The sequence below is a fragment of the Mesorhizobium sp. dw_380 genome, from assembly GCF_018588885.1.
Taxonomy (GTDB): domain Bacteria; phylum Pseudomonadota; class Alphaproteobacteria; order Rhizobiales; family Rhizobiaceae; genus Mesorhizobium.
Genome location: NZ_JAFFIW010000011.1, coordinates 24,372 through 46,589, shown reverse-complemented (window position 1 = coordinate 46,589; position 22,218 = coordinate 24,372). Strand labels below are relative to the sequence as shown.

Annotated in this window: 27 protein-coding genes; 12 read left to right on the top strand and 15 right to left on the bottom strand. The window is 63.5% G+C overall.

The window, feature by feature from the left end; all coding sequences use genetic code 11:
- Positions 1-122: 122 nt before the first annotated feature.
- A complete protein-coding gene (locus tag JT360_RS13620; RefSeq protein WP_214472130.1) occupies positions 123-560 on the bottom strand; it encodes a DUF2267 domain-containing protein in 438 nt (145 codons plus the stop codon).
- A 191-nt stretch (positions 561-751) separates the two neighbouring features.
- Between JT360_RS13620 and JT360_RS13615 the strand changes: the two genes are divergently transcribed.
- Together JT360_RS13615 and JT360_RS13610 are read left to right on the top strand one after the other, a co-directional pair.
- On the top strand, positions 752-997 hold the full coding sequence (locus JT360_RS13615; RefSeq protein ID WP_214472129.1) for a hypothetical protein: 246 nt from the start codon (positions 752-754) through the stop codon (positions 995-997).
- Positions 998-1,074: 77 nt separating this feature from the next.
- Complete coding sequence (locus JT360_RS13610) at positions 1,075-1,542, top strand: YbhB/YbcL family Raf kinase inhibitor-like protein (RefSeq protein ID WP_214472128.1); 468 nt, start codon at positions 1,075-1,077, stop codon at positions 1,540-1,542.
- 41 nt (positions 1,543-1,583) lie between these two features.
- Here the strand turns inward: JT360_RS13610 and JT360_RS13605 are convergent, their stop codons facing one another.
- The 13 genes from JT360_RS13605 to JT360_RS13545 all read right to left on the bottom strand — a co-directional run bounded on the left by JT360_RS13605 (position 1,584) and on the right by JT360_RS13545 (position 11,627).
- A complete protein-coding gene (locus JT360_RS13605; protein WP_214472127.1) occupies positions 1,584-1,682 on the bottom strand; it encodes a putative RiPP precursor in 99 nt (32 codons plus the stop codon).
- A 97-nt stretch (positions 1,683-1,779) separates the two neighbouring features.
- Positions 1,780-2,316, bottom strand: coding sequence for an invasion associated locus B family protein (locus JT360_RS13600; protein ID WP_214472126.1), 537 nt, complete (start codon positions 2,314-2,316; stop codon positions 1,780-1,782).
- Positions 2,313-2,783, bottom strand: coding sequence for a DUF4189 domain-containing protein (locus tag JT360_RS13595; RefSeq protein WP_214472125.1), 471 nt, complete (start codon positions 2,781-2,783; stop codon positions 2,313-2,315). Before JT360_RS13595 ends, JT360_RS13600 begins: the two co-directional genes overlap by 4 nt.
- A 46-nt stretch (positions 2,784-2,829) precedes the next feature.
- Positions 2,830-3,501 (bottom strand): hypothetical protein, encoded by a 672-nt coding sequence (locus JT360_RS13590; RefSeq protein WP_214472124.1) that lies wholly within the window; start codon positions 3,499-3,501, stop codon positions 2,830-2,832.
- Positions 3,502-3,514: 13 nt separating this feature from the next.
- Entirely contained in the window at positions 3,515-4,072 is a 558-nt protein-coding gene (locus tag JT360_RS13585; RefSeq protein WP_214472123.1) for an invasion associated locus B family protein, read from the bottom strand.
- 7 nt (positions 4,073-4,079) lie between these two features.
- Positions 4,080-8,957, bottom strand: a complete 4,878-nt coding sequence (locus JT360_RS13580; protein ID WP_214472122.1) for a beta strand repeat-containing protein — start codon at positions 8,955-8,957, stop codon at positions 4,080-4,082.
- 196 nt (positions 8,958-9,153) lie between these two features.
- Positions 9,154-9,573 carry a helix-turn-helix transcriptional regulator gene (locus JT360_RS13575; protein ID WP_250888800.1) on the bottom strand — a complete coding sequence of 140 codons (420 nt, stop codon included), beginning with the start codon at positions 9,571-9,573 and terminating at the stop codon, positions 9,154-9,156.
- Positions 9,563-9,901 (bottom strand): hypothetical protein, encoded by a 339-nt coding sequence (locus tag JT360_RS33580; protein WP_250888799.1) that lies wholly within the window; start codon positions 9,899-9,901, stop codon positions 9,563-9,565. Before JT360_RS33580 ends, JT360_RS13575 begins: the two co-directional genes overlap by 11 nt.
- 10 nt (positions 9,902-9,911) lie before the next feature.
- Positions 9,912-10,097 carry a hypothetical protein gene (locus JT360_RS13565; RefSeq protein WP_214472120.1) on the bottom strand — a complete coding sequence of 62 codons (186 nt, stop codon included), beginning with the start codon at positions 10,095-10,097 and terminating at the stop codon, positions 9,912-9,914.
- Between the two features lie 153 nt (positions 10,098-10,250).
- Positions 10,251-10,685: a hypothetical protein gene (locus tag JT360_RS13560; RefSeq protein WP_214472119.1), complete on the bottom strand. Its 435-nt coding sequence runs from the start codon at positions 10,683-10,685 to the stop codon at positions 10,251-10,253.
- 11 nt (positions 10,686-10,696) lie between these two features.
- Positions 10,697-10,999: a DUF6894 family protein gene (locus tag JT360_RS13555; protein ID WP_214472118.1), complete on the bottom strand. Its 303-nt coding sequence runs from the start codon at positions 10,997-10,999 to the stop codon at positions 10,697-10,699.
- 110 nt (positions 11,000-11,109) lie between these two features.
- Positions 11,110-11,295, bottom strand: coding sequence for a hypothetical protein (locus tag JT360_RS13550; protein ID WP_214472117.1), 186 nt, complete (start codon positions 11,293-11,295; stop codon positions 11,110-11,112).
- 131 nt (positions 11,296-11,426) lie between these two features.
- Positions 11,427-11,627: a hypothetical protein gene (locus tag JT360_RS13545; RefSeq protein ID WP_214472116.1), complete on the bottom strand. Its 201-nt coding sequence runs from the start codon at positions 11,625-11,627 to the stop codon at positions 11,427-11,429.
- Between the two features lie 312 nt (positions 11,628-11,939).
- On the opposite strand from JT360_RS13545, the gene JT360_RS13540 reads away from it, so the two are divergent.
- The 5 genes from JT360_RS13540 to JT360_RS13520 all read left to right on the top strand — a co-directional run bounded on the left by JT360_RS13540 (position 11,940) and on the right by JT360_RS13520 (position 16,788).
- On the top strand, positions 11,940-13,403 hold the full coding sequence (locus tag JT360_RS13540; RefSeq protein ID WP_214472115.1) for a phospholipase D-like domain-containing protein: 1,464 nt from the start codon (positions 11,940-11,942) through the stop codon (positions 13,401-13,403).
- A 147-nt stretch (positions 13,404-13,550) separates the two neighbouring features.
- Positions 13,551-14,405, top strand: coding sequence for an endonuclease/exonuclease/phosphatase family protein (locus tag JT360_RS13535; protein WP_214472114.1), 855 nt, complete (start codon positions 13,551-13,553; stop codon positions 14,403-14,405).
- 91 nt (positions 14,406-14,496) lie between these two features.
- Positions 14,497-14,823: a hypothetical protein gene (locus JT360_RS13530; RefSeq protein ID WP_214472113.1), complete on the top strand. Its 327-nt coding sequence runs from the start codon at positions 14,497-14,499 to the stop codon at positions 14,821-14,823.
- A gap of 127 nt (positions 14,824-14,950) precedes the next feature.
- Positions 14,951-15,553, top strand: a complete 603-nt coding sequence (locus tag JT360_RS13525) for an ANTAR domain-containing response regulator (RefSeq protein ID WP_214472112.1) — start codon at positions 14,951-14,953, stop codon at positions 15,551-15,553.
- Entirely contained in the window at positions 15,550-16,788 is a 1,239-nt protein-coding gene (locus JT360_RS13520; protein ID WP_214472111.1) for a CmpA/NrtA family ABC transporter substrate-binding protein, read from the top strand. Before JT360_RS13525 ends, JT360_RS13520 begins: the two co-directional genes overlap by 4 nt.
- A 239-nt stretch (positions 16,789-17,027) precedes the next feature.
- Here the strand turns inward: JT360_RS13520 and JT360_RS33965 are convergent, their stop codons facing one another.
- Complete coding sequence (locus tag JT360_RS33965; RefSeq protein WP_284731677.1) at positions 17,028-17,162, bottom strand: hypothetical protein; 135 nt, start codon at positions 17,160-17,162, stop codon at positions 17,028-17,030.
- Here JT360_RS33965 and JT360_RS13515 point away from each other — a divergent pair.
- From JT360_RS13515 to JT360_RS13495, 5 genes are all read left to right on the top strand, one after another.
- A complete protein-coding gene (locus tag JT360_RS13515; RefSeq protein ID WP_214472110.1) occupies positions 17,149-18,465 on the top strand; it encodes a CmpA/NrtA family ABC transporter substrate-binding protein in 1,317 nt (438 codons plus the stop codon). The genes JT360_RS33965 and JT360_RS13515 overlap by 14 nt on opposite strands.
- A 93-nt stretch (positions 18,466-18,558) precedes the next feature.
- A complete protein-coding gene (gene ntrB, locus JT360_RS13510) occupies positions 18,559-19,449 on the top strand; it encodes a nitrate ABC transporter permease (protein ID WP_214472109.1) in 891 nt (296 codons plus the stop codon).
- A 5-nt stretch (positions 19,450-19,454) separates the two neighbouring features.
- A complete protein-coding gene (locus tag JT360_RS13505; RefSeq protein WP_214472108.1) occupies positions 19,455-20,252 on the top strand; it encodes an ABC transporter ATP-binding protein in 798 nt (265 codons plus the stop codon).
- A 194-nt stretch (positions 20,253-20,446) separates the two neighbouring features.
- Positions 20,447-20,848, top strand: a complete 402-nt coding sequence (locus JT360_RS33575; RefSeq protein WP_250888798.1) for a hypothetical protein — start codon at positions 20,447-20,449, stop codon at positions 20,846-20,848.
- A gap of 58 nt (positions 20,849-20,906) precedes the next feature.
- The gene (locus tag JT360_RS13495) at positions 20,907-22,208 is read left to right on the top strand and encodes an MFS transporter (protein WP_214472107.1); all 1,302 of its coding nucleotides are present in this window, start codon (positions 20,907-20,909) and stop codon (positions 22,206-22,208) included.
- The last annotated feature ends 10 nt before the right edge of the window (positions 22,209-22,218 follow it).

Genomic DNA, 22,218 nt, shown 5'->3' with positions numbered 1-22,218 from the left:
ACCGAACTGGGCTTGCGCCCATCGGTTCCCTGTTCGACGGAAAAAACACACCAACTGGCATTGAGGAGCCGCGTGAGCGACACCTCGGTCTTGCGCGCGGTTCGAGTGCCGCTACGCAGCACCTATGCGCCGATGCCGTCGGGCCACAGCGCCTGAACGCCTTTCGGCAAGGCGTCGCGCACTTTCGCCGACTGGCCAAGATCGACATGATGGGCAAGCGTCTTGAACACCGTTCTTGTCGCCTCGCCAGCGTCCACGGGCCGTCCGGATTTCAGCGCTTCCGCGATGCGATGGACAAATTCCTCGACCGAGCGATCCCGGTTCGGCACATCGGACGGCTGATACTGATCGTAATATGCGCCCCTGATCAGGAGCGGCAGCTCCGCACCGAGATTGGCTCCCAGTTCGGCGGGCAGCCTGTCGCGCAAGGCGCGCAGGACCACGCCAAGCACGTGCCATGCGAACTGCCGGTCGGGGCCGAGATCATCCATGATCTCGTTGAGCCAGACATTGGTGGTCTGCACTGTCTTGTCGAAAACATCGAGGCCGGTTGCAGTCATCATCGCCTCCAGACAAAGAACGCCCACACGCCCGCTGCCGATAGAACACGTGACCGCTCGGATTGTTTCCTTCTTTCGATGATTGGTGAAGTTCGGCGGACCGGTCCCGCAGCGGATGCACCGGCACGGAACATTCGCCCCACCCGATCGTTCCACGAAAGACGACGATAGGCTCCGATGAGGAGGAAACCATGGCCGGAAACAAGACCCACGAACAGCAGCTTCGCATCCTGGAACGACGCGAAAACACCAGGAATGCCGCCAAGGATTTCGACGCCAAGGGCGATCTGAAGAAGTCCGCGAGGGAGCGCGAGGCGTTCCGCAAGGGCGCGGACCTCAAGCCTGATATGCCGGATATTGCCGATCGCGATGACAGGAACATCATCCGGGGCGAGAACCAGGAAAGCGCGCACCATAAGCGTCGCGCGGACGGTTGAATCGCCTTTATCGGCAGGCGCTGCCAGGCAGCGAAAAAGCAGCGGCTACCCCGCAGTAACCGATAAGGAGACCAGTCATGACCTTCGCTTTGAGAAGCCCCGCCTTCGCCGATGGAGAGAGGATACCGCCGCGTTATTCCCGTGATGGCGAAAACCTCTCGCCGCCGCTGCAATGGCAAGATGCTCCCGCGGGCGTGAAAAGCTTCGCCCTCGTCGTCGAGGACCCCGACGCGCCTTCAGGCACGTTCCGCCACTGGGGGATCTACGACATCGACCCGCAACGCGACATTCTGGCCGAGGGCACGACCGCGGGCGCCAAGACGGAAAGCCTGGGGCACGGTATCAACGATTTCGGCAATCCTCACTATGATGGCCCCCAGCCGCCACCTGGGCACGGCCTTCATCACTACCATTTCAAGCTTCTGGCGCTCGATGTGGAGACATTGAATCTCGACCGGAAAGCGACCGTCGACGAGGTGATGAAGAAAGCCCGGCCGCACATATTGGAGCAGGCCGAACTGGTCGGTACGTTCGAGCGGAATTGACCATCGGCGCCATTGAGGCGGTTGGCCAAGACTCCATGCGGTCACTCGCCCAATATGATCCCGGACGCCACGATTTGCGCCGTGCGCTCGGTGAGTTTTCCACGTTTCACAAGCGTGGGTTTGACGTAGGTCTTTTTCATGATCACGATCCGACCGCAGTGGCACCGCGACTAAACGGCCATCGCACACCAACGTTCCATGTGACCCGGCGGCGGCCGAGGGCAGCCGCTTATGTCCTTACCGCGCGCTCAACGCCACCATGCGGTCGAGCGCAGCGGTCAGGCCGTGCAGCGACACCGGGAATGTCAGCGGGGTCTCGGCGTCCGTCGTGACGTTGAGCTTAAGCACCGAGCCTCCCCTCAGCTTTCCAAGCACCGGCCGATCGATGGCGAACACCGCGAGGCAACCTGTCGGCAGGCAGGTCCTGAAGCGCTGTGGGGACAGTGGCGGCTGGTCGTCGATCTGGAGCGTCACACCCTGATCGAGCAAGATGCCGAAGGGCAGGAGCAGGGTAGCCGTCGTCGAACCGTCCGCGCGTCCCGCGATTTCCACGGCAAGAAGCCTCTGGCCGTTCTGCTGGACCTGGTCCTGCGAAAGCGAGCAGGTCCTCGCCTTGTCGCGAACGGAACAGGCCACGCTCCAGTCCTGATAGACTTCGCGCAGCGACGACGGTCCATCGGGGACAGCCGCCACCTGCTGCTGCGCCGACGCCGGCGACATCAACGAAAACAGAATTGCCCCGCATGCGGAGACGGCCTTGAAGCCAAGCTTCATGTGCAGACCCACTCGCGGATCTTGCATTTCTCTCCCGCCGCCTCGCAGGCCTGCAAAGCGAGGTCCTCGGCTTCGCGGCGGGTCTCGGCGGAGTTCACACCCCAGGGCGTCAGTCGCTCGGTCTGCTTCTTCTCGGCCACGGCGAGCGCGCCGCAGTGCTTATAGGGAAAGCCGGTCTCGTCATCGTCGTTCCAGTGGCGATGGTTGCGGAACACGGTGACGACGGTGCAGGTCTTTCCGCCGGCGTTCTCGCAGTATTTCAGCGCGATGTCCTTCGCCTCCTGCCGCTTGTCCGCACCCCAGAAAAACCCGTGCTTGGTGTCGGCGCTGGAATAGGCGATCGCTCCCCAGATGCCTTTTTCTTCCTGCGGCGGAGCGGGCGGTTGCTCCGGTCCCGGCAGATCGGCCGAGACGACTTGCCCGCTCCACAGCAAGGCCATGCACAAAACTGCCAGACGCGATTTCATGGTTCGCAATCCTTTCCGGGGGTCCTCGCCCATCCGCTTGCGTGCCTTACTTCGCCGCCGAAGCGACGGAGATCACCACGCAGCTTTTGCCGGTGGGCAGGAGCAGCGCCTCGCCGGCGTTGCCGCCGAGCTCGTAGACCTCGACCTGCCCGAGATGGTCGGTGATCTTGCTGCCCTGCGGCAGAATGGCGGGTATGTCGGTGCACGGGCTGGCGAATGGCGCCACCCGCACCATCGCCCCCTCGCAACCCGAAGCCGTGGGCGATGCGAAGACAATGCCGGCGGCCGGCCCGCTATAGCGTTCCGACGCATAATCCATGCCGACAAAAGCCTGGACGGCATGTTTGTCGGCGGCCTGGTCGTTCCACAAGGATTTGACGCTGTATTTCGTGCCTGTGGTCAGGATCTGTCCAAGCACCGGATAGACGGTCGAGCAGGCCTGCACGCCGGCCTGCTTGACGTGCTCGAGGAAGGGCGTGTCCGGAAGTGCCGGCGGCGACGGCGTCGAAGCCTGTGCGGCCGTCGCGCCGCCGACCAGATTGGCGATCGCGGCATAGTTACCGGCGGCGAAGCCGAGGCCCGCGACCACCAGGCCGAGCAGCGAGAATCCGGCGATGCGCGGCCACCGCCGCCGCGGCGGCTCGACCGGCCTTTGCCGATCCGCCTCGAGGGGCGGGCTGCTGCGTTTGGCGGACATGAACTGGTCCTGCTGGCTCATGATGCTGTCCCGGTTATTTGACTGGTGAAAGGGCGTCCGACAGCCCCTTGAGGGTTGCGGTCACGGTGATCGTCTTGCCGTCGACGGTGGCGTAGGAGATTGCCGACGTCGCATTCTGCGTGATCTTCTGGCGCACTACGGGCCCGACCGGCAGCATGCCGACGCAGACCGTGTCGTTGCAGCCGTTAAGGGGAACGTCGATCGCCTTGTCGCGCCCGTCGAACTTCACCGATACCGGACTGTCGCTTTTCGCGTTCGGCGCGGTGCGCAGGATCATGTAGGGCTTGCCGTCCTGCGTGGCGGCAAGCGACCAGCTGAAGGCCATCTTGCCGGACGCGTCCTCAATGATCTGCGAGACGTTGCAGACCTTCTTGCGGGCCTTGAGGTTCTCGTCGCAGATCAGCGTCCAGTTCTGGAACGGGCGGATGGTGCGCTGGTACTCCCCGAGCTTCACGTCGGGCGGCACCACCACGTCCGAAGGCTTGATCCTGTAGGGCGATGTAACCTGCCCGGCGGCCGGCACGAGGCCGCCGCAGAGCGCCAGGCAGGTCAGGGCAACAAGTCCTTTCATTCCTGCCTCAGTTCAAGGTGAAGCTGATGCCGGCGCCGACGCCGACATGCCCACCGGCGGCAGTGCCGGACAGGTTGCCGCGGATACGGCCGTCTTCGCTGGTGTAGCCGGCGCCGAAGGCCAAGGCGCTCGAATCCCGCCAGAAGCCGCCACCCGCCGCGACGCTCAGCTTGCCGGGACGATCATCGTAACGCAGCGAGGCGGCGGCGAGCCCGATTGCCGCTGCTTGCCTTGCTTCGTCGCGTATGCCGCCCAGGTCCGAGTTGAGCTGGCTGAGCTTCTGGTCGGTATAGTTATTGGCCTGTTGCAAGGTCGTGGCGGCCACCTTGTCGGTATAGGTGTTGGAGGTGCTGATGGCGTAATCCACGCGGTTGTTCATCTGGCTGACGTTGACCGCATCGTTCGCTTTGACGCCGGGCCCGACATTGGAGATGACGACCGGCGCGTTGACGTCGCCGCCCTGCAGCGTGATGGTGTTCGTCTTGGCGCCGCCCTGGGTATCGTAGGTCACCGCATTCTGGGTGAGATTGCCGACGCCAGCCTTCAGATCCTCGATCGCGGTGTTCGTGGCGAAGAGCTGCGAACCGTTTATCGCGTCGGTGCTGCCGGAATTGACGCGGCCCGCGGCGACATTGGTGATCGTCCGCTCGGTGCCGGCATCGCCGACGCTGACGGTCCCGGCCGGGGTGGTTCCGGCAAAGGCGTAGGTCTTGCCGCCGATGACGGTGCTGGCGGTGCCGACGGCAGCCTGCGTCACCGAACCGGAACCGAGCGCCACATCCTTGGCGTTGTTGGCCTTGGCGCCCTGGCCGAGCGCCACCGCACCATCTCCCGTGGCTGTCGAGCCATTGCCGGCGGCAAGGCTGTCGATGCCGCTGGCCACGCTCGCCGGTCCGATCGCGACGCTGTTCGTGCCGCCGGCGACACTGTCGGCCAGCGTGGAATTGGCGTGGAAATACTTGATGCCGCCGCCAGTGCTGATGCTGGTCAGCGCATTGTCGACCGCCGTGAGGCCGTCATAGACGGTCGTGTAGGTATTGCCCTGGACGGTGTAGGTCGGCCCGGTGACCGAGCCATCGGGATTGACCGTCGTGCCGCCGCCAAACAAATCGCCGATGTTTTGCGACACGCCGCGCAGCTGCGAGACGTTGACGGCGTCGGTGTCGGCCGAGCCGCCCGCGACATTGGTGAGCTTGCGTTCGGAGCCGGCGCTGCCGATCGACACCTCGCCGAACGAGTTCTGCGCGGCGGTCAGGGCAAAGGCCGTGTAGCCGGTCTGAGCGCCGACGCTGGTGATGGACTGCGCGCCCAGCGCCACGCTGTTGACGAAGGTGCTTTGGGCGCCGGCGCCGAGCGCCACCGACTGGATGCCGGAGGCGAGCGAATTGGTGCCGAGCGCCAGGCCGTCGGCCAGCATGACATGGGCGTTCTGGCCGATGGCCGTGCCGCCGGGCGCGGTCTGGTCGACGACGGCGCCATTGCCGATGCCGATGCCATTATCGCCGTTGACGACCGTCGTCGGACCGACCGCGACCGACTCGGCGCCGACGGCGAGAGAGTCGACCGCAGCCGAATTGGCATGGAAATACTTGGTCGACGTCACCGAGACCGAGGCGATCGCCCCCTGCAGCTGGCGCAGCGTCACCGCATCCTGGGACTGCGTGCCGTCGGCCACATTGGTGATCTGGCGGTAGGACGAGGCGGTGCCGACCGAAACGGCGCCGAGCAGGTTCTTGTCGGTCGTGTTGTACTGGATGAAGTTCGACGGACCGGCGGCAACCTGTCCGCTGGCCGGAGCCAGGGCGCGATTGGAGATCGAACCGGAACCAAGCGCCACGCCACCGTCGATACTGACATTGCTGTCGCGGCCGAGCGCCAGCGCGCTGTCGCCAGTCGCGGTCGCGTTATAGCCGACGGCGGTGGAGCCGACCCCCTTGGCGAAGGAATCGGTCTGCGCCAGTCCGGCCTCGTTGGTGCGGGCGTAGCGGATGCCGATGCCGTTGGCGTCGGTATAGGCGGTCGAGGTATCGCCGGCGATGTTGTTGAGCGTGTTGCCGAGATTGGTCACGCCACCGCCGATGGTGCTGAGCGTGGTGCCGATGGCGTCGACGGCCTGGTTGGTGGCGGCGAGCTGCGAGCCGTTGATCGCGTCGGTCGACGTCGAACTGATCCGTCCGGCGGCGACGTTGGTGATGGTGCGCTCCGCGCCAACCGCGCCGACGCTGACCGTCGAGGTCGGGTTGGTGCCTTGGAACGCGTAGGTCGTGCCGTTGATCACGGTGCTGGGCGTGCCCACGGCTATGGCGGTGACACTGCCAGAGCCGAGCGCCACGTCACCTGCGTTGCCAGCAGCAGAGCCGGCGCCCAGCGCGAGCGCGTTCTGGGCGGCGGCATTCGCGCCTACACCAACAGCAGTCGCCTGAACGCCGGCCGCAAGCGAGTTCTGGCCGATCGCTGTGCTGGAGGTGGCTGTGGCGTTGGCGTTGGCGCCAATGGCGGTGCTGTATTGGCCTGAGGCCTTGGAGATGTAGCCCAGCGCCGTAGCGTCAAGCGCCGATGCGACGGCGCCGCTGCCGATCGCCGAGGCGTTGGCGTCGGAGGCGCTCGAATTGACACCGGCCGCGATGGCATTCGTCCCCGTCGCCGTCGCGACGGGTCCGATCGCGACGGAGTCCGTGCCAGTCGCCGAAGAGTCCGCCGCCGTCGAGTTGGCATGGAAATACTTGATGCCGCCGCCGACATTGAGGTTGTTGACGACGGCTCCGATGGCGTCGACCGCCTGGTTGGTGGCGGCGAGCTGCGAACCGTTGATCGCGTCGGTTGACGTCGAACTGATCCGCCCAGCGGCGACGTTGGTGATGGTGCGTTCCGCGCCGGGCGCGCCGATGCTGACGGTCGAGGTCGGGTTGGTGCCCTGGAAGGCATAGGTCGTGCCGTTGATCACCGCATTGGGCGTGCCGACCGCCACGGCGGTCACCGAGCCCGAGCCGAGCGCGACGTCGCCCGAGCTTGCCGCAGCCGTCGCGCCATTGCCGAGCGCGACATTGCCGGCGAGGCCGGCGGCACCCGCGGTCGAGCCGTTGCCCAGCGCCACGGAGCCTTGCCCGATGGCCTTGTTGCTGTTGCCGATGGCGACGGCACCGTTGGCCATATTGGCGGCGGTGGCGGTCGCCGTGCCGTCGCTGTTGGCGATGTTGTTAGCACCGCCGGTGAAGGCGCCGGTGCCGCTGGCGTAGCTCGGATCGCCGATCGACACCGCGCCATCGCCATAAGCGGTGTTGCCGGCGCCGATGGAGACTGCCTGGCCGCCAGCGGCGTCAGCACCCGTGCCGATGGCGACGGAGTCGGCGGACTCCGCGCCAGCGGCGGTGCCGATGGCGATGGCATTTACGTCGAGTGTCACCGCGCCCGCTCCGATTGCTGTCGAGCTCGCCGCTGTCGAGATGGCGGTCGTGCCGATGGCGATGGAATCGTCGCCGCCGGCAGTGGACGAACTGCCGCCTGCGAACGCACGGGTACCGGTGGCCTTGGAGGTGGAACCAAGCGAAGTGGCGTATGTTCCGCTCGCCGTGGCGCCCAGTCCCAGCGCGGCTGCGTTCGCGGCGGTCGCGGCGGCGTTGTTGCCGAGCGCCGTGGTGGAGACGGCCGTGGCCTGGGCTCCCGCCCCCGCCGCAACAGAACCAACTCCACTCGACACCGCTCCATTGCCGATTGCGGTGCTAAAATCGGCAGTGGCCTGAGTGGCCTGGCCGAGCGCGACGCCGAAACCGCCGGAAGAGACCGCATTGGTGCCGATAGCGATGCTGTTGGGCAAGGCCGTGTTGGCCTGAACGCCTGCAATCGCGCCCACGCCGAATGCGATGGACTGGTTGCCCCAGGCACGGGCGGTGTTGCCCATCGCCGTTGCGCCCGTTCCCGTTGCTTTGGTCAGGACACCTATGGAAATGGTATTTTGCTGAGATGCCAGCACATCCGTGCCAAAGGCGATGGCGCCCTGTGCAAGGGCTCCCGTCCCCGCGACGGTGCGCCCGCCAATGTTGATGGCGTTGATACTGTTCGCGGTCGCCTGGAAGCCGATCGCGATGGCATTCTGGTTGCTTGCACTGGCCGAGTTGCCCTGGGCAAACGCATCCACTCCCGACGCGTTCGCGCCATACCCAAGCGCGGTGGCGCGCAGCCCGCTCGCTGCGGCAACATAGCCGAGCGCCGCTGAGTTCAGCCCGCCGGCACTCGCGGCCAAACCAAGGGCGGTCGCGCCTCCGGCTGCAACAGAGTTGACACCAATGGAGGTTGCCCCGTCCGCATTGGCATGGGCGTTCCCACCTAATGCGAGAGCGTTGACGCCGGTCGCGGCCGAAATGACACCGATAGCGATCGCATTGAGGCCATTGGCGGAATTGGAGTAACCGAGAACGATCGAGCCATCGCCAGTCGTGCTGTTGCTGGAGCCCACCGCCGTGGCGTTCCGGCCATTCGCATGGGTGTTCAAGCCTACTGCGGTCGCGCCGGCTTGCGGGGCGGTGGCTCCGCAGCCGATCGCCGTGGCAAGGGACACGGCACTGGGATTGGTGCCGCAATCGGCGGCGTTGGTCGCGATTCCGTTACCAATGGCAAGCTGCGCGAACGCCGGCTGCGGGATCATGATCCCCATGATGGCAAGCTGCGCCCCGAGCGCCCCGCCGACGCCCAACGTTCCCAGCCCCAGGCGCTTGCGCCCCATGCCGAGCACAGAATGCGCCATACGCAGGACCGCCATCAGGCGGCGGCGAACCGAGCGGGAGCGATGATCCGCCCCGGCGATCCACTGCCCGGCGAAATGCGGCGCGCGACGCTGAACAAACGAGCCGCTCGAAATCTGGCCGCCCGAAATCTGGTTGTCGGTCATGGTTCCCTCTCCGCTGGCCGGCACGAAATGTCTGACAATTCCGTTCACCAGCAGAAAGACATGATTCCTGCTCGCGGTATTTCACGAAATTGCTGCCATGTGAGAAAAAAGTTGAGCAAATCGACAGAGGTTAATGGCTCGTTACCTTAGCCGGTGCTTTAAAATCAAGTAATCAAACAATGTCTCAAGCGCCGTCTCATCTAACCTTGGCGTTAAGCTTGCCCACCCTTGCCTGCAGTGGCGTCACCTGCCGGTATTTCTTCATGACGGTGGTAAAATGGCTCTGGCTCGAAAAGCCGGCCAGATGGGCGATGTCGGCGATCGTCATGCGACTGTCGGCAAGCAGTTTCTCGGCGAAGTCGAGCCGCAGGTCGAGGACATATTGGTGTGGCGGCATCCCGAACGTCCTCGAGAAAGCCCGCATGAAATGATAGGGCGAAAGTCCGCAAACCGCGGCCATCTCGGCAAGCGCCAGCTTGCGCGTAAAATTCTGATCCAGGAATTCCCGCACCTTGCGTGCACTGCGGACCGAAAGCCCGCCTTTGGCGTACAGCATCGGCTGTTGCGCGGAATTCGCCTGGGGAGCCGATCCCGCGGAACCATCATCACGCCGCATGATCCGGCCTCCTGATAATTCCAAGATGCAATTCAACCCCAGGCTGTCCTCCCTGTTCCCCTGAAAAACAATTCGTGATTGATCCGGCGGCATCGACCCGCAGGTCACCCCTGCCGAACGCGAGCGGCTCAAGCCCTGCCTCGGCGAAATGGAACTCATCAATCGCCAGTTCCGACAGCGCCGGACTGGGGATGGAATAGATGATGCTCCCGCGCGCTGTGGCGCGTCTGGGACCGGCACTCTCCGGAATGATATCCAAGACGTATCGGGTCGCCCGATCGACGCCCCGGGAAACGCCGCTTTCCCGAGCCTCGTCAGCTTTATTCATTCATGTCGCCTCAGCCGCCTTGCTGTAGCTTGAAATTCCCCTTGCCCGACCCGCGACCAGCGTAACGCACCGGCCGGGGATAGGAAAGAACTTCCACGCGCAAAGAAAAATTTTTATTCGGGAAAACTAAGAAAAAACGACCGGCGGAGGAAGTTGGCGAGCATTCTATTTCGCAGGCGTGGCCAGTCTTCGGCATGCAGGAACTCCCTGCATCAGCCTTGGCATGAGCGGTTCCGCGTTTTTCCTTGAGAGTCAGACACTAAGACGGCGCTTGGTGCGGCCTGGGCAAATCCACAGCTGGTTTGCCACCACGAGCGACGATAGGCAATGATGCGGCATCGAGCCAGGTTTACTTGTGGACAATCCAGTCCACCAAAGCGGGTTCGACCTGTTCGCAGTCGGTTAGTTCGCGGACCAGGTCCTTAGCCAGGCCGCGCCATTGATCTTCGGGCACATTGGTTTCCAGGACCAATTTCTTGAACACCTCGCGCAGAATGTCGCCATCGAACGCGGATACGCCGCCAGGTGCTTTTTCACCGGACTCGACGGGTTGGGGATACGCTTTCGGCCGGCTATCCGTCTGGTGCTCGCGGACGCGCCTCAAGAGCTTGCGCGATGCCTCGAGGACATGCCGGGAGGAGCGTAGAGTCCGCTGCAGTTCGTCAATCTCGGCTTCGGTACGCCGCACACCCAGGCGCGCAGCCTCGATGAACATCCGGATGGTGTTTGTTGCCGTTGCCATCATCGCATTTTCTCCCGCGATGCCCGCGTAGGTGGATGGCACGGAGCCGGCGCCTAAGCTGGCGTCTTGATGTCCAGTGTCAGGCTGACCAGCAACAGCGGCTTGTGGTCGTCACGGACCTCTATCGAAAGAACGCGGTGTTCTGGCCGCTCGATACCTCTGGCCAGTTCAGCCAATATTCTGGTGGCTTCGAACCCAGCCGTTTCAAGATCAGCTATCTCTGTTCCCTCCATGTCGGGAAGCAAGGTTTCGCAGTCGCGATAGTCGAAGTGGTAAATCGCCATTTGGCGAAAACGCCGTAGCCGCACGCTGGTTGCGGTACGATTTTTACCAAGTGGGCTTGTCAAATCATCCAATCGCCCAGCTTTTGTATGTACCACGCTTGCCAGGCTTCCGTGCAACGTCTAACTCTTTGTTTTAACGCAGTTCCCTAGGGAAAGCGCAACGCGCTTTTCCCGGAATTGCTCTAGTTCTCCGCGTGGCTGAAGACGACAGCTCCGCTGTCCTTGCGGACTTCAACGCATACCACGCCATCGTCACCCCTTCGGGTCTGGAACATGGCGATTGCATGATCTTTGGCGGCCTTCTCAGCGTCGAAGGTCACCTTGTCGATGACGCCCCGTTTCCCGTACCAGATGACAGTGAATGCCATTTGAAGGTTCCATGCGTTCCGCTAAGCATAGGCGCTTTCGCCCAGGGCTTCAAACGTGACCGACGCAAACTGAGACACACTGCCCACCTACGGGCTACGGGTAGTGTCTCAGTTGAAATTTCGGCGTGCTTTCACAAAACGCCGCGGCGTTGTTCGTAGAGGTCCCACGCGACCTCCACAAAGGCCAGCAGAACATCGTCCTGGTTCCAGCCGGCCGCGACCGCTTCCTGGACGATTTCGCGGATCAGGGGCCGCAACTGGCGCTGGCACTCGGCTGACATGTCGATACCGGGGCGTCCCATGGGAGGCCCCTCGAAGTTGAATCTCATCATTCGGCGCTCCCCCTCGCCTTCAATTACAGTGTTATATCACAATTTTCATTCCTCCTGATATACAATAGATGTGGCATCAAGCATAAGAAGCCTTGGAGGATCAAAGCAGCACCGGACGATGCCGGGCACACCGGTCCTATGCTTGCCCCTAGGTCAGCTTGATTTTCCTGAATACGATTCTATCAGGGCTTCATCGGCTCAATCTCTGCACGCAGTCGAAATCTTCGCCCAGGCCGCATGCCGCCATCCGGCGAATGCGCCGCATCAGCGCCTGCATTGCCTTCTGCAATCGCTCTGTGGATAGTCCCTGCAATGTTCGAGACCTTGTCGATTCACTGGCCCAATATCCTGGCGATCATCTCGGTGGTGATGGCCGCGGTCGGCATCAGCCACGCCGTCATAACCAAGGAAGATGTCCGCGCCGCCACCGGCTGGGTGGGCGTGATGGTGCTGTCGCCGATCCTCGGCGTGCTGATCTATGCCGTCGCCGGCATCAACCGCATCCGCCGCGCCACGATCACCGCGCAGCGCCCGTTTGCTGGCGATGCCGTGTCGGCCAAGCATGAGCGCGACCTCGCCGCCGAGGAAGCCCTGATCGTCGAACGATACGGGCAGCGCTTCACGGGTCTCAGAACACTGGGCGACAGGGTGGCGCGACGCGCGCTCAACCCTGGAAACGCCATCGATGTTCTGGGGACCGGCGACGAGGCCTATGCCGCCATGTGCGCGGCGATCGACGGTGCCGAACGCAGCGTCCTGCTCGAGACCTATATTTTCGACAATGACGCCGTCGGCCTGCTCTTCGTCGAATCGCTGGCCGATGCAGTCCGGCGCGGCGTCACCGTTCGCGTGCTGATCGATGCTGTCGGCGCCCGCTACTCCGTCCCCAGCATTTTGGGCCACCTGCGCAAGGCTGGCATCCCCGCCAATGTCTTCAACGGCAACATCGTCATGGGCCTGCGCCTGCCCTACGCCAACCTCAGGACCCACCGGAAGATCCTGGTGGTCGACGGCGCGGTTGCCTTTACCGGCGGCATGAACATCCGCAAGGGGTTTTCCGCCGAGTTCGCCGGCTCCAACAGCGCCAGGGACACGCATTTCCAGGTCACCGGCCCGGTCGTTGCCGACCTCTTCTCGGTCGCCGCCGAGGACTGGCGCTTCGCCACCAACGAGGCCTTGAAGGGCGATGCCTGGAAAATCGCGCCCCTATCGCCGGCGCCCGGCGTTCCGATGCTGGTGCGGGCCGTTGCGTCCGGCCCGGACGCCAGCAACGAGACCAACCACAAGCTGCTCATCGGCGCGTTCTCCGTCGCCCGCAAATCGATCCGCCTGATGTCGCCCTATTTCCTGCCCGATCGCGAACTGATCAGCGCGCTGGTCACCGCCGCCCGGCGCGGCGTCGAGATCGACATCGTCGTGCCGGCGGTGAACAACCTCTTCCTTGTCGACCGCGCCATGACCGCGCAATTCGACCAGGTGCTGAAGCACTATTGCCGCGTCTGGCGCACCGAGGGGCCGTTCGACCATTCGAAGCTGCTGTCGATCGACGGCGTGTGGGCCTATGTCGGCTCGTCCAACCTCGACGCCCGGTCGCTGCGGCTCAACTTCGAGATCGACCTGGAGATCCTCGATGCGGGGTTTGCCCGCGAGATCGAAGCGCGGATCGGATCGGCACTCGAAACGGCTGTCCCCGTCACGCTGGACACCTTGCGCGCCAGGCCGTTTCTTATCAGGCTGTTCGACCGGGTGCTTTGGCTCGGCTCGCCCTATCTCTAGATGGGTTTATCCATGTCCCTGGATGGAGTCATTCTGTCTTTAACAAAACGACGCATTTGCCGGGTAGCGTGACGCCAAGCATGGAATATAGGCTGAAAGACTCTATTTGATGTGCATGGCAAGAACGGCTGAAATGACGGGCGCACAATGCGGATGAACGGACGCAGCCTCCCGGCAAGCATGCTTCTATCCATTCGGGACCGCCGGATGCGGAAGGCAAACGCGGCCGCACATACAACCACTGTCGCCTCCGGCACGCTGGTCGCCTCCTACAATGTCCACAAATGCATTGGCGTCGACCGCAAGTTCGATCCCGACCGCACCAGCCGCGTCATCCGCGAAATCGATCCTGATGTCATCGCGCTGCAGGAAGCCGATAACCGCTTCGGCGACCGCGACGGGCTTCTCGACCTGCCCCGGCTCGAGCGGGAAACCGGCCTTGTGCCGGTGCCGATTTCAGCCACCGGCAAAGGCCACGGCTGGCACGGCAATGTCCTGCTGTTCAAGAAGGGCGTCGTTCGCGACGTGCATCAGATCAAGCTTCCGGGCCTGGAACCGCGCGGTGCCTTGGTGGCGGAGATCGATATGGACGGAGGCCAGATTTTGCGTGTCATCGCCGCTCATCTCGGCCTGTTGCGCCATTCGCGTTCCCAGCAGGCACGTGTCGTGCTCGATCTCATGAACAGCCCGGACGAAAAGCCGACCTTGCTGCTTGGCGACCTGAACGAATGGCGGCTCGGCAACCGCTCAGCGCTCAACACGCTGCATGCGACGTTCGGTCCGCAGCCGCCGGCGGTTCCCACCTTCCCGTCAAACCTGCCGCTGCTGGCGCTCGACCGGATCATGACCAATCGGCACGGAATGATCGCGGCGGTGGAGGCGCATGATACCCCGCTTTCGCGCGTTGCCTCCGACCATCTGCCGCTCACGGCGTTCGTTCGCCTGGATCGGATGGCTTCGGCCGATAACGCCATGATGTCCCCGGCGTCGCAAAGCGTGTAGCCTGAACAGGAACACCCGGTTCCTCCGCGAGTTTACATGTGCGAGTTTAGATGTACGGGTCTAAATGTTTTTGAACACTCAGGAGGATGCAATGAAAAAGCTGATCTTGGCTTCCATGTTGGCACTGGCCGCGACCGCGGCAGCCATTGCGCCAACGCAAGCCGTAAGCCTGACCATCCAGTCCGACGACGACAACCAATATTCACAGGATGATGATTCCGACAATGGCGGCATCGTTATACGCCGACACCATAACCGCTATTACAACCAGTACGACGAAGATCAGAGCGGTCAGTATGATGACAATTACGGCGGATATCGCCGCTACCACCACCGGCATCACCGCTGCCATATAGAAACGATTGTGCATTGGCGCCACCACCATAGGGTGATCGAAGACGTTCGCGTCTGCGGCTAACCCGCACCCCTCATCGTTGACGTGGCGCCGAGATGGCGCCGTCAAGGCTTGGGCATAGTCGCGGTTCCTTCCACGGACGTGGCTATGCCGCATTGCACAATCTCGCGGCCTTGCCCACAATGCAGGCATGGTCCGATCCTCCCTAGCCGTCCTGGTGATCGATGAAAATCGCATCCGTGCCTCGATCATCGAGGCCGGACTGCGCGAGGCTGGCCATCAGCGTGTCACCGTCATCCACGATGTCGCCGGCATCGCGCGGCGGATCGCCGAGATCGAGCCTGACGTCATCGTCATCGACCTCGAAAACCCCAACCGCGACATGCTGGAAAACATGTTCCAGCTGTCGCGGGCGGTGAAGCGCCCGATCGCCATGTTCGTCGACCGCTCCGATCAGGCCTCGATCGAGGCCGCGGTCGACGCCGGCGTGTCGGCCTACGTCGTCGACGGTCTCAGGCAAGAGCGTGTCAAGCCGATCCTCGACATGGCGGTGAGCCGTTTCAACGCTTTCTCGCGCATGGCGCGCGAACTGGAAGAGGCGCGCAGCGAACTCGAGAGCCGCAAGGTGGTCGACCGTGCCAAGCGCATATTGATGAAGTCGCGCGGCCTGAGCGAAGAGGCCGCCTACACGCTTCTGCGCAAGACGGCGATGAACCAGAACCGCAAGATCGGCGACATTGCACAGAGCCTGGTGACCGCCGCCGGGCTGCTCGGACCGGCGGAGGACGAATGAGCATGAGGCACCAGATCACCGCCGGCTTCATGCCGCTTTTCGACAGCGCCGTGCTGGTCGCTGCCGGCGAGCTTGGCTTCGCCGCGCGCGAAGGCATCGATCTCACGCTGCACCGCGAGACATCCTGGGCCAACATCCGCGACCGCATCGCCATCGGCCACTTCCATCTGGCGCACATGCTGGGACCGATGCCGCTCGCCTGCAATCTCGGGCTGACGCCGCTCGCTTCCGAGACCATCGTGCCGTTCTCGCTCGGGCTCGGCGGCAATTGCGTCACCATCTCCAACGCCGTCTGGGCGGGGATGGCGGCGCATGGTGCCGAACCCGATCTCGATCCGGCGCGCGCCGGTGCAGCGCTTGGCGCGCTCATTCGCGAGCGTGCCGCCGCCGGCCGTGATCCGCTGCGCTTCGGCGTGGTGCACCCGCATTCGGGACATAATTACGAACTGCGCTACTGGCTTGCTGCCTGCGGCGTCGATCCGACGCGCGAAATCGAGATCGTCATCGTGCCGCCCCCCTTCATGGCCGATGCGCTGGCCGCCGGCCGCATCGACGGCTACTGCGTCGGCGAGCCCTGGAACAGCGCTTCGGTCGCCGCGGGCACCGGCCACATCGTCACCGTCAAGGCACAGATATGGCACAACAGCCCGGAGAAGGTCATCGGCGTGCGCAAGGCCTGGGCGGACGAGAATCCCGAGGCTCTGGCGGCACTGCTGCGCGCGCTGCATCATTCGGCGCGCTGGTGCCAGCATCCCGGCAACCACGCCGAACTGGCTGAGGTGATGGCGCGACCCGGTTTCCTCGGCCTGCCGCCCGCGGTGCAGATGCCGATCCTGACCGGTCATCTCGGGCTTGGCGGCGGCGCGGAGCTTGATATCGACGACTTCTTCGTGCCCTTCGACAAGGCGGCCAACTTTCCCTGGAAGAGCCATGCGCTGTGGTTCTACACGCAGATGGTGCGCTGGGGGCATGTGGCGCACACGCCTGAAAACCTCGCTATCGCCCGCGATTGCTACCGGCCCGACCTCTACCGTTCCGCGCTGAAGCCGCTGGGTGTGGCACTTCCCGGCGCCAATTCGAAGGTCGAGGGCGCGCTGCGCGTGGCTACCGCGGTCGGCGCGACGGGAGCCGGCCTGGTGCTCGGCCCCGATGGTTTTTTCGATGGCCAGATATTCGATCCCGACGAGATCGACGCCTACATTGCCGGCCAGAAATCGGTCCGCGCCGAGGTCTGATCATTTCCTCGCCATTCTTGTGCGTTGCACAATAATTGTGCGCGCGCTTGCGCCAATGAACAATCTTTGGCTTGCTCGCCCTGCGGGCTCTTGCGCCGACAATTGTATCATATCATTGATTTAATTGATGTTTATCATCCACTCCAAAACTGGCACGGTTCCTGCGTTGCAATAGGCAGGCTCTTCTCGGGGTCACGGAACAGGCGTCCAATGGCGGGCGCTACAGGCAAAGCTGCCGCTCAGGTCAACACGCGATCCCGGATGGACGGGACGCGCGCGGCCTGGCCGGCGGCTTTTTTGTTTTGACCGAACACGCAATCGACGGCGCTGATCCCAAGCAGTGCCCAACGGGAGACGACGATGACGAAATGCATCAAGACTGAAGCCCCTCTCGAGGGCATGACCCGCCGCAATTTTCTGATGGCAAGCGCTGCCACCGCAGCAACCCTGGCAGCCGCGCGTGCGCTGCTGCCCTCTGGCGCCTATGCGGCTACTGCCGCCCCGGAAGTCACCGGCGCCAAGCTCGGCTTCATCGCGCTGACCGATGCCGCACCGCTGATGGTCGCCAAGGAGAAGGGGCTGTTCGCGAAATTCGGCATGCCCGATGTCGAGGTGCTGAAACAGGCCTCGTGGGGCGCGACGCGCGACAATCTGATGCTCGGCGGCGCCGCCAACGGTATCGACGGCGCCCATATACTGACGCCGCTGCCCTATCTCATGCACACCGGCAAGGTGACGCAGAACAACCAGCCGATGCCGATGGCGATCGTGGCGCGGCTCAACTACGACTGCCAGGGTATTTCGGTCGCGCAGGAATATGCCGCCACCGGCGTCGGCCTCGATGCTTCGAAGCTGAAGGACGTCTTCGCCGCCAAGAAGGCGGCCGGCAAGGAGATCAAGGCCGCCATGACCTTCCCGGGCGGCACACATGATTTGTGGCTGCGCTACTGGCTGGCCGCCGGCGGCATCGATCCCGACAAGGACGTCTCAACCATCGTCGTGCCGCCGCCGCAGATGGTGGCCAACATGAAGGTCGGCAACATGGACGTGTTCTGCGTCGGCGAGCCGTGGAACGAGCAGCTCGTCCACCAGGGCGTCGGCTTCACCGCCGCCACGACGGGCGAGTTGTGGAAGGGCCATCCGGAAAAGGCGCTCGGCCTGCGCGCCGAATTCATAGAAAAGTACCCGAACGCCACCAAGGCGATCCTGATGGCCGTCATGGAGGCCCAGCAATGGTGCGAGGCCAAGGAGAACAAGGACGAGATGGCCGCCATCATCGGCAAGCGGCAATGGATGAACGTGCCGGTCGCCGACATCATTGGACGCCTCAAGGGCGACATCAACTACGGCAATGGCCGCGTCGCCACCGGCACCGATCTCTACATGAAGTTCTGGAAAGGCGGCGTCTCCTATCCGTTCAAGAGCCATGACTCATGGTTCCTCGCCGAGAACATACGCTGGGGCAAATTCGCGCCGACCACCGACGTCAAGGCGCTGGTCGACCAGGTCAACCGCGAGGATATCTGGCGCGAGGCGGCCAAGGATCTCGGCGTGGCGGCGGCCGATATCCCGGCGTCCTCCTCGCGCGGTGTCGAGACCTTCTTCGACGGCAAGGTCTTCGATCCGGCCAACCCGTCCGCCTATCTCGACAGCCTGAAGATCAAGGCTTCGGCCTGATCCGAGCGCAACGGCGCCGTTTGCGCCGTTGCGCTCTGCAAACGCGTCCTGCGCCGCTTGCCCTCACCATCTGCCCACGGAGTTTTCCCAGACATGTCTATCCAGACTATCGAGGACACCAAGGTGAAGACCTTTCCCGCCAAGCCGGCCGAAATCATCGCCTTCACCGCCAAGGCGCGACGCCGCTTCGATCCGATCGCGATCGCCGGAAAGCTGGCGAGCACGCTGATGCCGCCGGTCGTCGTCATCGCCCTGATGCTCGTCGTCTGGCAAATCGCCTGCTCGTCGCCGACATCAAGCCTGCCGCCGCCCAGCCAGGTGTGGAACGAGGCCTACGACCTCATCGCCCACCCATTCTTCAACAACGGCCCGCAGGATATCGGCCTGGCCTGGCGGGTGCTGATCTCGCTGCAGCGTGTTGCCATCGGCTTCGGCCTGGCGGCGATCGTAGGCGTCGCGCTCGGCGCGCTGGTCGGCCAGTCGATCTGGGCGATGCGCGGCCTCGATCCGGTGTTCCAGATCCTGCGCACCGTGCCGCCGCTCGCCTGGCTGCCGCTGTCGCTGGCGGCGTTCCGCGATTCCAGCCCGTCGGCGCTGTTCGTCATCTTCATTACCTCGATCTGGCCGATCATCATCAACACCGCCGTCGGCGTGCGCAACATCCCTCAGGATTACCGCAACGTCGCGCGCATCCTGCGGCTCAACCCGCTCGAATTCTTCATCAAGATCATGGTGCCGGCCGCCGCGCCCTACATCTTCACAGGCTTGAGGATCGGCATCGGCCTGTCCTGGCTGGCGATCGTCGCCGCCGAAATGCTGACCGGCGGCGTCGGCATCGGCTTCTTCATCTGGGACGCCTGGAACTCGTCGCGGCTGCCCGACATCATCGTCGCGCTCGCCTATATCGGCATCACCGGCTTCTGCCTCGATCGCCTGGTCGCGGCGGTCGGCGCCTTCGTCACCCGCGGCACAACGGCAAAGTGAGCGTGATGACCGCCTACCTTAAACTCGACCATATCGACAAATCCTTCGCCCGCGGCGGCCAGGTCAGCGAGGTGCTGAAGGACATCCGGCTGACCATCGACAAGGGCGAATTCGTTTCCATCATCGGCCATTCAGGTTGTGGCAAGTCGACCTTGCTCAACCTGATCGCCGGGCTGACCACAGTATCCGCCGGCGCCGTGCTGCTCGAAAACAAGGAGGTCGACAGCCCCGGGCCCGAGCGCGCCGTGGTGTTCCAGAACCACAGTCTTTTGCCGTGGCTGACCGTCTACGAAAACATCAACCTGGCGGTGTCTAAGGTCTTTGGCCGTTCCAAGAGCAAGGCCGAGCGGCATGACTGGATCATGCGCAATCTCGACCTCGTGCAGATGGCGCATGCCAGGGACAAACGCCCGGCGGAAATCTCGGGCGGCATGAAGCAGCGCGTCGGCATTGCTCGCGCACTGGCCATGGAGCCGAAGATCCTGCTGCTCGACGAGCCGTTCGGCGCGCTCGACGCGCTGACCCGCGCCCATCTGCAGGACGCGGTGATGGACATCCATTCGCGGCTCGGCTCGACGACGATCATGATCACCCATGATGTCGACGAGGCGGTGCTGCTCTCCGATCGCATCGTCATGATGACCAACGGTCCGGCGGCGACCATCGGCGAAGTGCTTGCCGTGCCGCTCGCCCGGCCGCGCCGCCGCGTCGAACTCTCTTCCGACCGCACTTTCCTGCTCTGCCGCGAGGCGGTGTTGAAGTTCCTATACGAACGCCACCGCTTCGTGGAAGCCGCGGAGTAAGGCCATGACCGAAAAAACGTCATCATCGGCAATTGGCAATCTGCATCGGCAATGGGCAATCTACCGCATTGCACAAATATTATGCTGCTGTGCAAGGCATTCTGACTAATCTTTGATCCGCTGCCGGGCTTGATCAAAAGTCGCGCGGCGACGGTCCGCATTGATTTCGTTTGATAATCTGGAGCGCTGTCGAATTGGCACGCTTCCTGCATTGCAGAATGCAGGCCCCTCAAGGGCCAAGTGACACGGCGTCCAATGGCGGGCGCCACAGGCAAAGCTGCCGCTCAGGTCAATACGCGATCCCGGATGGACGGGCGCGCGAAGACCTGGCCGGCGGCTTTTTTGTTTTTACGCGATCGACGGCGCTGGTCCCAGGCGGCGCCCAACCGGAGACGAAGATGATGAAACGGATCGGAACTGGCACGTCCCTCGCGGACTTCACGCGCCGCGATTTTCTGACCAGCAGCGCACTGACGGCGGCGCTGTTCACCGCCGCGCTCCTGCTGTTTCCCGCAGGCGCCAAGACTGACGGCAAGGGTCTCGAAGTGACCGCGCAAAGGTCGGTTTCAACCAGTTTGCCGATGCCGCGCCGCTGACAGTCGCGAACGAACAGACAAGGGCGGTGCCTCCCACGCCGCAAACCGGAGCCTGACAATGACCGCAAATCTCCCAGCCGCGCCGAGCCAGGACAATGCTTCCCGGCAGGCGCTCATGATGTCCACCATCGCCTTCACCGTCTGCTTCGCGGTGTGGACCATCTTTTCAATCATCGGCGTCCGCATAAAGCAGGAGCTTGGGCTGAACGAGACGGAATTCGGCCTGCTCGTCGGCACGCCAATTCTCACCGGCTCGCTCGTACGCATCGTGCTCGGCATCTGGACCGATCGCTACGGCGGACGGCTGGTCTACACTGCGACCATGCTTGCAGCGGCGGTAGCGACCTTCCTGCTCGCTTATGCGCACACTTATGAGCAGATGCTGATCGCGGCGCTCGGCGTCGGGCTCGCGGGCGGCGCCTTCGCCGTCGGTGTCGCCTATGTCTCGCGGTTCTTCCCCGCCGGCAGGCAGGGAACGGCTCTCGGCATTTTCGGTGTCGGCAATGTCGGAGCCGCAGTCACCAAGTTCCTTGCACCGTTCGTGCTTCTCTCCTGGGGATGGCAGTCGGTCGCGCAAATCTGGGCGGCGGCGTTGGTCGTCATGGCCGTCGTCTTCTGGTTCACGACCGGCGACGATCCAGTCATCCGTGAACGCCGCGCTGGCAAGGCAGCACCGGCGAAAAGCTTCTGGCAGGAATTCGCGCCGCTGAAGAACCTGCAAGTCTGGCGCTTCGCCTTCTATTACTTCTTCGCCTTTGGCGCCTTCGTAGCGCTGTCGCTGTGGTTGCCGCGCTACCTGATCGGTGTCTACGGCTTCGGGCTTGCGACTGCCGGCATGATCGGTGCAGCCTATTCGATCCCGGCAAGTGTCTTCCGTGCCTATGGTGGCGTACTTTCAGACCGGATCGGCGCTCGCACCGTGCTCTATTGGACCTTCGCGGTGTCGGCCGTCGCCACGCTGATCCTGTCGCTGCCACCCACGGATTATGTCGTGCACGGCATCAGCGGGCCGATCGCCTTCCACTTCGCCATCGGGCCGGTTGCCTTCATCGCCGTCGCCAGCGTGCTCGGCTTTTTCATGAGCCTCGGCAAGGCTGCCGTCTACAAGCACATTCCGGCCTATTATCCGGGCAATGTTGGCGCGGTCGGCGGCCTTGTCGGCATGATCGGTGGGCTCGGCGGCTTTATCCTGCCGATCGCCTTCGGCGCGCTCAACGACCTCACGGGTGTGTGGTCGAGCTGCTTCATGCTGCTCTTCGTCGTCGTCGCCGTCTGCTTTGCCTGGATGCACTTCAGCATCAGGCGGATGGAGCGCGTGGCATCTGCCGAAGCTCCAGCCCTGTCCTACGCGGCCGAGTGAAACCGGAGCG

Coding starts and splice junctions, on each gene's coding strand:
- JT360_RS13620 (WP_214472130.1), bottom strand. CDS start 560: ATGACTGCAACCGGCCTCGATGTTTTCGACAAGACAGTGCAGACCACC.
- JT360_RS13615 (WP_214472129.1), top strand. CDS start 752: ATGGCCGGAAACAAGACCCACGAACAGCAGCTTCGCATCCTGGAACGA.
- JT360_RS13610 (WP_214472128.1), top strand. CDS start 1,075: ATGACCTTCGCTTTGAGAAGCCCCGCCTTCGCCGATGGAGAGAGGATA.
- JT360_RS13605 (WP_214472127.1), bottom strand. CDS start 1,682: ATGAAAAAGACCTACGTCAAACCCACGCTTGTGAAACGTGGAAAACTC.
- JT360_RS13600 (WP_214472126.1), bottom strand. CDS start 2,316: ATGAAGCTTGGCTTCAAGGCCGTCTCCGCATGCGGGGCAATTCTGTTT.
- JT360_RS13595 (WP_214472125.1), bottom strand. CDS start 2,783: ATGAAATCGCGTCTGGCAGTTTTGTGCATGGCCTTGCTGTGGAGCGGG.
- JT360_RS13590 (WP_214472124.1), bottom strand. CDS start 3,501: ATGAGCCAGCAGGACCAGTTCATGTCCGCCAAACGCAGCAGCCCGCCC.
- JT360_RS13585 (WP_214472123.1), bottom strand. CDS start 4,072: ATGAAAGGACTTGTTGCCCTGACCTGCCTGGCGCTCTGCGGCGGCCTC.
- JT360_RS13580 (WP_214472122.1), bottom strand. CDS start 8,957: ATGACCGACAACCAGATTTCGGGCGGCCAGATTTCGAGCGGCTCGTTT.
- JT360_RS13575 (WP_250888800.1), bottom strand. CDS start 9,573: ATGCGGCGTGATGATGGTTCCGCGGGATCGGCTCCCCAGGCGAATTCC.
- JT360_RS33580 (WP_250888799.1), bottom strand. CDS start 9,901: ATGAATAAAGCTGACGAGGCTCGGGAAAGCGGCGTTTCCCGGGGCGTC.
- JT360_RS13565 (WP_214472120.1), bottom strand. CDS start 10,097: ATGCCGAAGACTGGCCACGCCTGCGAAATAGAATGCTCGCCAACTTCC.
- JT360_RS13550 (WP_214472117.1), bottom strand. CDS start 11,295: ATGGCATTCACTGTCATCTGGTACGGGAAACGGGGCGTCATCGACAAG.
- JT360_RS13545 (WP_214472116.1), bottom strand. CDS start 11,627: ATGATGAGATTCAACTTCGAGGGGCCTCCCATGGGACGCCCCGGTATC.
- JT360_RS13540 (WP_214472115.1), top strand. CDS start 11,940: ATGTTCGAGACCTTGTCGATTCACTGGCCCAATATCCTGGCGATCATC.
- JT360_RS13535 (WP_214472114.1), top strand. CDS start 13,551: ATGCGGATGAACGGACGCAGCCTCCCGGCAAGCATGCTTCTATCCATT.
- JT360_RS13530 (WP_214472113.1), top strand. CDS start 14,497: ATGAAAAAGCTGATCTTGGCTTCCATGTTGGCACTGGCCGCGACCGCG.
- JT360_RS13525 (WP_214472112.1), top strand. CDS start 14,951: ATGGTCCGATCCTCCCTAGCCGTCCTGGTGATCGATGAAAATCGCATC.
- JT360_RS13520 (WP_214472111.1), top strand. CDS start 15,550: ATGAGCATGAGGCACCAGATCACCGCCGGCTTCATGCCGCTTTTCGAC.
- JT360_RS13515 (WP_214472110.1), top strand. CDS start 17,149: ATGACGAAATGCATCAAGACTGAAGCCCCTCTCGAGGGCATGACCCGC.
- JT360_RS33965 (WP_284731677.1), bottom strand. CDS start 17,162: ATGCATTTCGTCATCGTCGTCTCCCGTTGGGCACTGCTTGGGATCAGC.
- ntrB (WP_214472109.1), top strand. CDS start 18,559: ATGTCTATCCAGACTATCGAGGACACCAAGGTGAAGACCTTTCCCGCC.
- JT360_RS13505 (WP_214472108.1), top strand. CDS start 19,455: ATGACCGCCTACCTTAAACTCGACCATATCGACAAATCCTTCGCCCGC.
- JT360_RS13495 (WP_214472107.1), top strand. CDS start 20,907: ATGACCGCAAATCTCCCAGCCGCGCCGAGCCAGGACAATGCTTCCCGG.